The organism is Gracilimonas sp. (assembly GCF_017641085.1).
Lineage (GTDB): Bacteria > Bacteroidota > Rhodothermia > Balneolales > Balneolaceae > Gracilimonas.
Window position 1 is genome coordinate 15,940 of the sequence record NZ_JAEPPI010000002.1, and the last position, 11,446, is coordinate 27,385.

At 44.5% G+C, this 11,446-nt stretch carries 7 protein-coding genes; 4 read left to right on the forward strand and 3 right to left on the reverse strand.

Annotated features, from left to right (window positions below; all coding sequences use genetic code 11):
* Window positions 1-144 precede the first annotated feature (144 nt).
* The 3 genes from acnA to JJ941_RS07030 form a co-directional block, all read right to left on the reverse strand.
* Window positions 145-2,856: an aconitate hydratase AcnA gene (gene acnA, locus JJ941_RS07020; protein ID WP_290963191.1), complete on the reverse strand. Its 2,712-nt coding sequence runs from the start codon at window positions 2,854-2,856 to the stop codon at window positions 145-147.
* 290 nt (window positions 2,857-3,146) lie between these two features.
* The gene (locus JJ941_RS07025; protein ID WP_290963193.1) at window positions 3,147-5,399 is read right to left on the reverse strand and encodes a carboxypeptidase-like regulatory domain-containing protein; all 2,253 of its coding nucleotides are present in this window, start codon (window positions 5,397-5,399) and stop codon (window positions 3,147-3,149) included.
* Between the two features lie 50 nt (window positions 5,400-5,449).
* Window positions 5,450-6,280 carry a hypothetical protein gene (locus tag JJ941_RS07030; protein ID WP_290963195.1) on the reverse strand — a complete coding sequence of 277 codons (831 nt, stop codon included), beginning with the start codon at window positions 6,278-6,280 and terminating at the stop codon, window positions 5,450-5,452.
* Between the two features lie 474 nt (window positions 6,281-6,754).
* On the opposite strand from JJ941_RS07030, the gene JJ941_RS07035 reads away from it, so the two are divergent.
* From JJ941_RS07035 to rpsI, 4 genes are all read left to right on the forward strand, one after another.
* Window positions 6,755-7,510, forward strand: a complete 756-nt coding sequence (locus JJ941_RS07035; protein WP_290963197.1) for a hypothetical protein — start codon at window positions 6,755-6,757, stop codon at window positions 7,508-7,510.
* 16 nt (window positions 7,511-7,526) lie between these two features.
* A complete protein-coding gene (locus tag JJ941_RS07040; RefSeq protein ID WP_290963199.1) occupies window positions 7,527-10,379 on the forward strand; it encodes a M12 family metallo-peptidase in 2,853 nt (950 codons plus the stop codon).
* Between the two features lie 229 nt (window positions 10,380-10,608).
* The gene (rplM, locus tag JJ941_RS07045; protein WP_255134561.1) at window positions 10,609-11,052 is read left to right on the forward strand and encodes a 50S ribosomal protein L13; all 444 of its coding nucleotides are present in this window, start codon (window positions 10,609-10,611) and stop codon (window positions 11,050-11,052) included.
* Window positions 11,053-11,058: 6 nt separating this feature from the next.
* On the forward strand, window positions 11,059-11,445 hold the full coding sequence (gene rpsI / locus JJ941_RS07050; RefSeq protein WP_255134560.1) for a 30S ribosomal protein S9: 387 nt from the start codon (window positions 11,059-11,061) through the stop codon (window positions 11,443-11,445).
* Window position 11,446 lies beyond the last annotated feature (1 nt).

Consider the following 11,446-nt stretch of genomic DNA (forward strand, 5'->3'; position numbering starts at 1 on the left):
CGATACCCGAAAAATTATACTTATCAGAGGCTGAGAAAAGACAGGTAATCAGCTCTGCATTTCTGCTCCAATAATAAACAATCTCGAAAATAAAAAAAGCACAGAATAAAATTCTGTGCTTTTAGAATGATTAAATCGCCTTGATTAGCTCTCTGCTTTACTTTTCTTGAGGTAATCAAGCAATACCGTATGCAGGATTCCACCATTGCGGTAGTAATCTACCTCAACCGGAGTATCGATTCTGCAATCGGTCATAAATTCAACAACTTCACCATTGGTTTTGGTTGCCGTTACTTTAATCTCGTCACGGGCTTTCACATTGTCATCCACGTGAATGTCGAATGTTTCCGAACCGTCTAAACCAAGAGTGTCAGCACTTTCGCCTTCTTTAAACTGAAGGGGAAGTACACCCATTTGAATCAGGTTTGATCGGTGAATACGCTCGTACGAAGTCGCTATTACCGTTTTGATTCCAAGCAGCGCAGTTCCTTTTGCAGCCCAGTCGCGGGATGAACCGGTTCCGTACTGCTTACCGGCTAAGGCAACCAGCGGTGTGTTTGTCTCCTTGTATTTCAGGGATGCATCATAAATCGTAGTGATTTCATCATCAGGGAAATACTTGGTAAACCCACCTTCTTTACCGGGAGCCAGCTGATTCTTAAACCGAACGTTGGCAAAGGTACCGCGCGTCATCACACGGTCATTACCTCGGCGTGAACCGTAAGAGTTGAAGTCTTTTTTCTCCACTCCATGTTCTTTCAGGTAAATACCTGCGGGAGCGTCTTCTTTAATATTACCGGCCGGAGAAATGTGATCAGTGGTAATAGAATCGCCAACTTTCACCAGGGCTCTCGCGCCTTTAATAGGCTTGATAGGCTCCGGCTCTTCATTCATATCCATAAAGAATGGAGGCTCCTGAATGTAGGTTGATTCTTCACTCCAGTTGAACAAATCGCCACCGGATACCGGGATTTCTTCCCAGGTTGGGGATTCAAAAATATCGCCGTACATCTTCTCGAAAAGCTCCGGACGAATAGCTGCATCCAAGTGTTCAGCTATCTCTGCCGTTGTTGGCCAGATGTCTTTCAGATACACATCATTGCCGTCTTTGTCTTTACCTAAAGGCTCGGTAGCAAGATCGATGTCCACACTTCCGGCCAGTGCATAAGCTACTACCAATGGAGGTGAAGCCAGGTAATTCGCTTTCACCCAAGGGTGAATTCGGCCTTCAAAGTTACGATTTCCGGAAAGCACGCCGGCTGCAATCAGGTCGCCTTCTTTGATGGCTTTTTCAACCGGCTCGGGCAGCGGACCTGAGTTACCGATGCAGGTAGTACATCCGTATCCTACCAGGTTAAAGCCAAGCTTATCCATATACTCGGTTAAGCCGGCTTCTTTCAGATATTCTGTTACCACACGAGAACCGGGCGCGAGTGAGGTCTTCACGTAAGCAGGCACTTTAAGTCCTTTTTCGTAGGCTTTCTTCGCTACAATTCCGGCACCCAGCATTACGCTTGGGTTGGAAGTGTTGGTACAGGAAGTAATAGCGGCAATAACCACATCACCGTGCTTCATCTCAATTTCCTGCCCGTTTTTGTACAAGCCTTTGTTGGCCAGCTTCTCCTGAGCCAGATTGAAACCCATGGTTGGGTTATCGCTGGTCAGTGAGTTTTCAAATGCCTTCTTCATATTACCGAGGGTAATTCGGTCGTGAGGAAGTTTTGGTCCGGCAAGTGAAGTCTCAACAGTGCTCAAATCAAGTTCGAGGGTTGAAGAGAATTCAGGGTCCGGAGTATCATCCGTTCTGAATAAGCCCTGTGCCTTGGTATAATTTTCAACCAGTTGTACCAGCTCTTCGGAACGTCCGGTTCTTCTCATATAACGCAACGACTCTTTGTCGATTGGGAAGAAACCCATGGTTGCTCCGTATTCAGGAGCCATGTTTGCGATGGTAGCTCGGTCGGGCAGACTCATATTGCTGAGTCCATCACCATAAAATTCTACAAACTTACCTACTACGCCGTGCTCACGAAGCATTTGAGTTACCGTCAGCGTTAAGTCGGTAGCGGTAACTCCTTCACGAAGTTTTCCGGTCAGTTTCATTCCGGTTACTTCAGGAACCAGCATGGAAATAGGCTGACCAAGCATAGCGGCTTCCGCTTCAATTCCGCCAACACCCCAGCCGAGAATACCGAGTCCGTTAATCATGGTTGTGTGAGAATCGGTTCCCACCAGCGTATCCGGGTAAGCCGTTGTTGTTCCGTCTTCTTCTTTTCGGGTGAAAACACCACGGCCTAAATACTCAAGGTTTACCTGGTGCACAATTCCACGCCCCGGAGGTACCACACGGAAATTATCAAAAGCTTCTTTACCCCATTTCAGGAATTCGTAGCGTTCGTTGTTACGCTCCATCTCTTTTTCCACGTTGAACATCAGCGCGGCATCTTGCCCAAACATATCAACCTGCACAGAGTGGTCAATCACCAAATCTACAGGTACTTGCGGGTTGATGTCAGTGGCTTTACCACCCATTCGTTTCATAGCGGATCTTAAAGCTGCTAAATCAACTACAGCCGGGACACCGGTAAAATCCTGCAGCACTACGCGGGATGGTTTGAAAGGAATTTCACCCTGCGGATCTTTGGCATTATAATTCGCCAGTGCTTCAATGTCTTTTTCAGTAACAGCGTATCCGTCAAATTCGCGGAGTACGGCTTCCAATAATATTTTTACAGAGAAGGGGAGCTTGTCAATACTCTTATAACCCAGTTCTTTCAGCTTTGGGAGGCTGTGCAGGTAGGCTTTGCCCGAACCGGTTTCAAATTCAACTCTGGTTTGCTTCAGTTTGTCGCTCATTTTTTACTCGATTTAGATTTTCTTTCTCCTAATGCCCAAAGGTACAAATCTTTTTGGGCTTTGTCTTTATCAAGTATCTATGAGATTTATTGAATGCAGTGATAGATTCAACTTTACAATTTAGACTGGTTTCGCCGCTCCGCTGCGGAACCTCATTGTGAGGCTCCGCCTCATGTTAGTTAAAGGGGTAATAGTGTAAAGATATGAATGCAGTATTTGAGGCAGAGCCTCGGGTGGGCATTGCGGAGCAAAGCGCCGCAATGAGAAAAAACTCGCTAAGGAGATAAAGCTTATTTCGACTCCACCTTCAGGGCCACATAAGGTACAATAGGCAACTGATTTATTCCTCTTTGGGAGAACACATCGTAATAGAACAGGTTTTGTTGATCGTACAGGTTAATGGCTCCAAGCTGCACATTCAGGTTAGCCGAGGGAAGCTGAAATTTCTGCTGGAGTGATACATCAAACCGGTGGAAATCGGGCATATTTCCCTGGAAAGGTTTCTCCAGTAAAACCCTGGGTGTTCCGTATTCATCTCTCACCTCCGGAACTCCTTCATCTAAATTAAAAAAGCTGTCAAATCCTTTGGGCTGAGTGTAGGGTAAGCCCGAGCCGTAGATCCAGTTCAGATTGGCTGAAAAATTGCCCCAGTCAAAACCAAGCTGTGCATTTATTTGGTGGCGGCGATCGTGTGGAGGGTTATATCTCTGTGTCTCTTTGCCAAACCATTGCACAAAGTGATCCTGAGAAGTTTCATATTCTGTGATTGAATAGCCATAGCCAACCGCTGCATAGAATGCTTTGTGGTTGAAGTTCAACCGCGCATCAATCCCGCGCACCGTACCATCTGCATAGGCCAGCTCCGTTGTAAATTGCGCCACGGGATTCCACACCGAAATCGGGGTATCCTCAATGGTTTTGAAGTAGCCTTCTACGGTGAAGTCGAAACTGGAAGTCACCGTTTGTCTCCACCCAAGCAAGTAATGGGTGGTTCTGATCGTGGTTTTATAACCGGGCGGCAACATCCAGGCTGTAAAAGCGGTGCCGGCATCACGTAAGTCGGCCAAGCCAATTAACGGCTGAAGATACACGCCTGCTGCTCCATGAAATTCCCCGTTAAAAACATCCGTGAAGTCTAAAGAAAACCTAAACCGAGGCTCCAGGGTACCGTCAAGCCGAATCATATATGAATTGGCAACAAGTCCGGGTTTCAGGGATAAGTATTTCCCTACCGGAACCTCACTCTCCAAATATAATCCGGTTGTTAAAAATGATTCTTCGTTCGCATCCAAAGAGTTGAACCTATTCAGAATGTCGAAGTTCACCGTTCGGTAGTTGGCAAAGAAACCATACTCAATTTTGATATCGCTCACATAGTTAACGAAACTGAGATCCAGGTTTGACTTGAAAATATTGGACGTTCTACGCCCTCCTCCACCACCGCCCGCTTCGTTGTTAAAATTGGAAAGGCCAAAATTCAGCTCCATAAATGAAAGGGAAGATTCCTGGGCAGTTCCAAAGCAGCGGGTTCCGGCAACTGCATTGCTCCATTTAAAATATTGATCCGAATCAAAATTGAGCTTGCCCCGGTCGTAGGTTCGCATTAAAAGAGCAGAACAGCCAAGGCCTTCGTTGTTGGTGCTATTAAATTTCATCAGCTGACTGTTAAACTTCAGCGGCTGTTGCTCCTGTAAATACGCATCGCTCGTCTCCTCAATTAAAGATCCCCGCATGGAAAAAAGCAGAGAGCTCTTTCCCTTTTTAACCGGCGTTTCCACAAATAAATCAGAAATAAAAGGACTCACAGATGCCGACCACCCGGGCTCGTACAAATTCCCGTTCTTCAGCCTCACATCCATAACCGATGAAGACCGTCCACTGTATTTGGGGCCAAATCCACCGGCATAAAAATCGGCTGAAGAAACCACATCCTCCGGAAATACCGAGAAAAACCCGACAATATGAAAAGGTTGATAAATCAGGGTACCGTCCATCAGCACCATATTCTCAGAAGGAGTACCTCCCCGAACAAAAAGCTGACCGCCTCTGTCTCCGGTAGCTAAAACGCCGGGCTGAGTTTGAATATAGCTCACCAAATCGGCACTGCCTGCCGGTGTTGGTGCCCGGCCAATGGTTTCGGGCTGAATCCGGGTTTGCCCTACATTATCGCCCCGGCTTCGGTCAGAGACGGTAACTTCTCCAAGCTCCTCACTGGAAGGACTCAGTGTTATGTTTTTAAGAATGGCTCCTCCGTAATTAATTACCCGAATGGTATCGGTGTAGGATTGGTAACCCACATAACTCGCCTTGAAAATATAATCTCCCCGGTCAATGTTATTTATCTGGTAATGCCCGTTGTTATCCGTTACCGTACCCTTCACTATCTCCCCGGAGAAGGTCTGGATTGAAACGGTGGCACTTATCAGAGCCTCCCCGGTTCCCTGGTCTGAAATAATACCCCTGACCGCATTATTCTGGGCATATACTTCTTTCAGGGGTAATAACAAAAGTAGTAGGAAAATACTTTTTTTTAGTTCCGACATTATCTATTGAGATGATTAGTTATCCCGCTAACTGATAAATTCATTGAAAGTTAATTTGTACATGGCGGCTTCCGGGGAGTTAAAATTACTTCACGCCGTGCAACACCGGCCAACACTCCCGTTCCGTTTTCAACATTTGATACCACTTCCGGCAAGGCCACTTCGATATCCTCCAGGCTTGTCGCGTCCGGCCAGCTATCGGTGGCAGTCACCACTTCTACCGCTGACCTGTTTACAATATAATTGCTTGTCCCTAACTCATCCCGAATAGCATTACTCCCCCGAACAATGAAGAAATACCCTCCGTCAGGATTTAATAAGGTATGATCCAGCTGTGACACTGAGATTTCAACCTCTTGTCCACATCCCATATCTGTAATCGGCTGAACCAGGTAATTCGCAGAAGCTACCACCAATGAGTCATTTGCCAAACCTGAAACCCGGATTTCTCCGTTTCTTTCTTCAATTTCCGGAGGTTCTAAATAGGAGGGGGTTTCCAGGGTAACCCTGCTTTGCTCGCCGTCCTCGTTTTCTGCTACAAGAGTATATACTTCATTGGTAAAGACGGAATCGGGCAGCCAGTAATTCCATACGTAGGTGTCCCCGCTAAACTTAAAGAGCGAGTCGTTAAGGGTTACCGTCTCTCCGGTCGCTTCGCGGGTAAGGTGCACCTCACTTGACCTGATCGAAGGATCCTGAGGAAGATAACTTTCACCGATGGGCATCACCCGCACCCACTGCGTGTCGCTGTGCACATCAAGCACTCCGTAAATGGTAAACACATCGTCCGTTTTATCCAGCGGTTGGAAGGATTGCTCACAGCCCGTACAAAAAAGGAAGAGGCAAACGGCGGCAAAAAGAACCGATGAGACTTTATTCATATGTATGTTTTTTGGACGCTTAAACTTCATAATCAATCGTACTGCCGTGATAGTATTTAATTGTAATCAGAGATACAATAATTTAGCATGAATATGCGGGTATAGGCACTATTCATTTTGATGTGCTGCCGGGAAAATGGTTATTTTTGGATTTCACTCAAAGAAGTGAACATTTCTGCTTTTCCCAGTGTATCTCTGCTTCATACAGGAACTCAAGCTTGGTGCGTACATATTTGCCGGGTTCCAACCTCATCTCTTACCCGCTGCGCAACAAAACTCATAAGCAATTGTTATAATTAAAGTAATTTTGTAACAAATGCCGGTGTATGTACTCTTATTAATATCCGCCGGTAAAACCAGAGAGATCTTATGCTAAAACTAACGGCACAACAGGGGCTTATTTTACTCCTTGCTTATCTTTTGAATGGGTGTGGGTTAGCTGAAAAGCTATGAACCAAAATAAAGGATGCAATTATGAAAAGTGTTTCTTCATTTATATTGATAAGTTGTTTCACCAGCCTCTTTATCTTTAGTTGCAAAAATGAAATTGTGGCCCCAAAAGATCCTGTTATTGCAAAATCTTATTCTCACTTCCTTTGGCCCAATGCAGTGGGAAACCAATGGATTTATGACCGTTATGTAACATCAAATTTTGTAAATAGCGATACTAGTTGGGAGTATGAAAGTTTTGATTCCTTCCATATTAAATTTGATTCAATTGATTTCACCCAAAGCAAGTTTATTGTAGAAATTGAGGAAAAAAAAGACATCCTTTTAAAGGATACCTTATATAATGCTCAAATTATAAACAATGGATTTCGTTATCCTTACTATTTCGGTAAAGAGGATATTTACAACTTAGGTATATATGATAATAAAGGAGATAGCCTATTAAAAAAAGGCCTTTATTTACCTAATCCTTTACCTGATACACCTTGGGATGGTCAATTTAGTTTAAGAATTGACGGGATATTAAAAGTAGTGGATGTTTATGACCGAAGAGTGGTATCAAAAGATGAGGTAATTACTACTCCCGCAGGTACCTTCGAGTGCTATGTCATTAGAACCATGGTAGATGAACCGATAGATGTGGCTGGATATTTGACCTTGTTCGAATATTATGCACCAGAAGTAGGCTTAGTTGCCAAAGTCCGTCTGCTTTTGGTTCCCAATCTTTATTGGTATTTGGATTATGTGGATTTGCTTAAAAGGTATGAACTGAAACAATAATATCAAGGAGTACACCATGAAAACAAATGCGATACTATTCACTTTCCTGTGGATTCTGGCCGTGCCACAGCATGTATTGTCTCAAGCATCAACCATTTTTGATGAGGTCGAGAGGAGTTCGATTACCAACCTGGAGCAGATTAAACAGTTGGATACTGTAACAGAAAACGAGAGCTATCACCAACTAAAGCTGGTAAAATTCACCAAGTCCAATTTGTCCGGGTTAAAAAGAATCAGTTTCACTCCTTTTGATGGGAGTACCCATGAATTTGAAGTTCAAACCAATGAAACAAAACGCAGTGGAAGCCATCGGATAAAAGGGGTATCGGGGAATGATTCGTTTGCTATCACCATAAGAGGCGATAAGGTGACCGGCAGAATTCATATTGATAAGAAGTTGTATGCTATTATTCCTTTAGGCGGTTCTTTTCATGCCATTATAGAGGTAGATCGTTCATCCTACGAACCGGAGGCCCCTCCCATAGAAATAGATTCCAACTCTGCTGAAGGGGCATTCAAGCAATCGAAGTCCCTTATGTCGGGTACCGCCATTATAGATGTGTTAGTGGCCTATACTCCGGCTGCTGGAAATATAACGGGAATCGAAGGCATTATAGAGGATGCCATTTTGGATGCCAATGATTCCTTTGATGCGGACGATCTGGATATGGAATACAATCTGGTTCATATGTTTGAGTTAAGTGGGTTTTCTGAAGGGAATGATTCAATGAATCAAATACTAAGTAATTTTAGAAATAATACAACGGTTGGTGATTTACGGGATCAATACCAAGCTGATCTATGTTTTCTGATTACTAATAGGTCTGATATTTCAGGAATTGCATATGTGATAGAAAATCCAAATTCTGGAACTTCAAGTTTTGGGTTTGGTATTGGTAATTATGATCGTGTAAGAGATACCCGTACCTTTGCCCATGAAACCGGGCACAATTTAGGAGGAAGACATAATATAGAAGAAGATTCTACTGGTACATATAATCACGGCTTTTTATACGATCCGGGAGATTGGGCAACTATCATGTCTTATTATGATTTACAGACTCAGGAACGAGAGAATTTCTGGTCCAATCCAGATAAAACCCACAATGGTGTAGTGAGGGGAGATGTAACTTATGCAGACAATGCTCGGAAAATTAGTGAAACCAATACTACTACTTCAGAATATAGGGAGCCTCAGCTCTCTGGTACATTATCAGATGATCAAACATTGAATGGCAGGGAATATGTGATTTCTGGGACGTTGACAGTGCCAAGTGGGGTTACGTTTGAGGCTGGACCTTATGGCACTATATTTAATGGAGTATCAAATGCACAAATCCAAGTAAATGGCGACTTTATTATTGGAGAGAACTCAATCTTAAATGATATTCACATTGACGTAGCCACAGGTGGAGAATTAATCATTCATGAAGGTGCTACCCTATCATTTGATAGCGGTCAAGGAATAGAGGGAGATGGAGTAATCATAATGGATGGCACAAACCCTAACCGAATTACACTGGAAGCTTCCGGGGGCTCCAACTGGGATGGTTTGGAAATCAATGAAGATAATTCTTCTATTGCCTATGTTGATATTGAAGACGCCGTCAATGGAATTACGTCTTATAATGTATCCGGGCTGGAAGTACAAAACGTAGAAGTCTTTAACAGCACCTGGGACGGGTTCCGGTTCATCAATACCTCCACTTCTTCCCCCACCGGTGGGTTTGGATATTTACGTGCAGATGGAAATGGCACCTATGGAGTGTATTATGATGGAGGTTCGAACGATGAGCTCACAAACAGCATCATGGTCGATAATCCCTCAGCCGGACTTTTCCTGACGGGCGGAGCGAGTCTGGAAGGAGTCGTAAATTCCCGCATCTATGACGGAGGGACCAATGGCATACAGGCCAATGGTAGTTCCTACCTTGAAATCAACTCCTCCAGCATACACGATAATAGCTACCGGGATGGGTATGCCTATAGCTCTACCATCGACGCTACCGGAAATTGGTGGGGGTCTTCGTTTCCATCTCCCAGCCAGTTTGAGGAAGTTTCGGGCGGATCTATTGATTATTCCAATCACCTGTTCTTTGATCCCTTACCTGCCGGTTTTCAGAAACGAGGTAATTCTAGCGGTAATGAACCAAAAGCAAAAACGGCCGGGCATGCTGTTGGTGAAATCAACAGCGTGGCTACCCTCCGAAAAGCCCTGAGCGGATTTAAAGGAGAAGAAGCCCTTACGGAGTTAAACCGGATATCAGGCCCTGAGCTACCCCCGGCATTACAACAATGGGCAAAAGTTATACAGGTAGAGCTGCATCAACGACTGGACAATCACCAGCAGGCCATTGAAACAGCCAATACCCTTTTGGCCTCGCAAGTAACACCGGCGGACATTCGCACCACCATGGGGCGACGCCTGTTCTACAGTTACCTACTGGGCACCCAAGACATGCAGGCTGCCCAGGCAACACTGGCCAACCTGGAGCAATGGGGAGAAACCGAAGCCGAACTCAAACAATTAAGCTGGTTGTTAGAGCGCCGCAAGGAAGATGTACAATCCGGAAGTACTGCGGAGCGCCCACAACGTATAGCCCAAGAAACCAATGTACAGCTCAGTAATTATCCGAACCCGTTTAATCCCTCAACGGTTATCAAATACGAATTGCCCCAAAACAGTACCGTACGGTTACAAGTATTTGACATGTTAGGCCGGGAAGTAGTGACCTTGGTGGACCAGCAGCAGTCACCCGGGCAATACTCCTATACTTTTGATGCAAGCACGCTTTCATCGGGTATTTACATTTACCGGTTGCAGGCTGTAAACTCGGTCATCACCAAACAAATGACACTGATTAAATAATTCACACTTAACTTAACTTACTTCAAAGCTAAAGCCTTCCTGTAATTTTGGGAAGGCTTTTCTATTTCCCGCCTTCTTTCTTGAAAAGATTAATTTAAATAGTTGATAGGCACCCTGTTCATTTGATATTTTTCGGGAGGCAACTTTTATGCATTCTAATATTGATATCTACAAGAATTACTTCTATCTTATTCGACTTTCCAATTTGACGAAATAAAAGAGTTTAATCGTGGACACATTAAGTTTTAAAACATACTCGGCCAAACCCAGCGATATTGAAAAGAACTGGGTACTCATTGATGCTGAAGATCAGCCATTGGGGCGCCTGAGTAGCGAAGTAGCAAAAATTTTGAGAGGTAAAACCAAGCCTACCTTCACCCCACATATGGATACAGGTGATAACGTCATCGTTATCAATGCTGAGAAGGTGAAGCTGACTGGTAAGAAAATGACGGACAAAACATACTTCCGTCACACATTTTACCCGGGCGGAGAGCGATTTGAAACAGCAGCCGAGATGTTGGAGAAAGATCCAACCTCTTTGGTAACTACTGCTGTGAAGGGCATGCTTCCTAAAACCAAGTTGGGCAATAAAATTGCCACTAACTTGAGAGTTTATGCAGGCCCCGTACATCCGCATACTGCACAAGAACCAGAAATCATTGAGCTTTAATCAATAATGGCACAAGCGAATTACATAGGACGACGAAAAACTGCAACGGCCCGTTTGTACATCAAACCGGGTAAAGGCGACATTCTCGTCAACCACAAACCCATTGAAGAATATTTTCCGGTAAAAGCACGCCGTAACATTGCGCTTTTTCCAATGAGCGTTACTGAAACGGAAGGCAAGTATGACATCAAAATCACCGTTCGCGGTGGTGGAAGTACCGGACAAGCCGGTGCTATTTCTCATGCTCTTGCACGTGCTCTGGACGGAGAGAATGAAGATCTTCACGATGTTCTTAAGGGACACGGACTTCTTACCCGAGACGACAGAATGGTAGAGCGTAAGAAATACGGTCAGCCTAAAGCTCGTAAGAAATTCCAGTTCTCCAAGCGTTAAT

What these genes read in the sequence shown, in the direction of transcription:
- JJ941_RS07040 (WP_290963199.1), top strand. Translation starts at nt 7,527, where the DNA reads ATGAAAACAAATGCGATACTATTCACTTTCCTGTGGATTCTGGCCGTG.
- JJ941_RS07025 (WP_290963193.1), bottom strand. Translation starts at nt 5,399, where the DNA reads ATGTCGGAACTAAAAAAAAGTATTTTCCTACTACTTTTGTTATTACCC.
- JJ941_RS07030 (WP_290963195.1), bottom strand. Translation starts at nt 6,280, where the DNA reads ATGAATAAAGTCTCATCGGTTCTTTTTGCCGCCGTTTGCCTCTTCCTT.
- acnA (WP_290963191.1), bottom strand. Translation starts at nt 2,856, where the DNA reads ATGAGCGACAAACTGAAGCAAACCAGAGTTGAATTTGAAACCGGTTCG.
- JJ941_RS07035 (WP_290963197.1), top strand. Translation starts at nt 6,755, where the DNA reads ATGAAAAGTGTTTCTTCATTTATATTGATAAGTTGTTTCACCAGCCTC.
- rpsI (WP_255134560.1), top strand. Translation starts at nt 11,059, where the DNA reads ATGGCACAAGCGAATTACATAGGACGACGAAAAACTGCAACGGCCCGT.